At 71.8% G+C, this 369-nt stretch carries 1 protein-coding gene; it reads right to left on the bottom strand.

Features of this window, described 5'->3' with window-relative positions:
- A partial coding sequence (locus tag E2C06_RS37050; protein WP_165982938.1) for a transposase occupies window positions 1-369 on the bottom strand: 369 nt, incomplete at both ends.

The following is a 369-nucleotide window of genomic DNA, read 5'->3' on the forward strand; positions in this document are numbered from 1 at the left end:
GGGTGGCGACGGCGCGCCACTCTTTGAGCCGCGCCCAGAGACACTCGACCCGACTGCGATTGTGGTAGATCCACGGCGGGCACGCGACGGGCGCTTCGGTGCGCTTGGCCGGGATTACGGGGCGGGCGCCAAGGTTCCAGATGAGGTCGCGGAAGGCGTGGCTGGCGTATCCGCGGTCGGCCACGATCCAAGCGGGGATGATCGAGAGGAGTGTCAGGAGCAGCGGTGCCAGCGGCAACTCGTGTGCTTGTCCGGGGGCCAGGGCGAAGCCGATGGCGCGGCCGGAGGCATCGGCGATCACGCACGCCTTGGTCCCGTAGCCGCCGCGCGACCGGCCGAGCGCCTCGCGCTCGTCGCGCTCCGCCGAGG

It is taken from the genome of Dankookia rubra, from assembly GCF_004355005.1.
GTDB classification, from domain to species: domain Bacteria; phylum Pseudomonadota; class Alphaproteobacteria; order Acetobacterales; family Acetobacteraceae; genus Paracraurococcus; species Paracraurococcus ruber_A.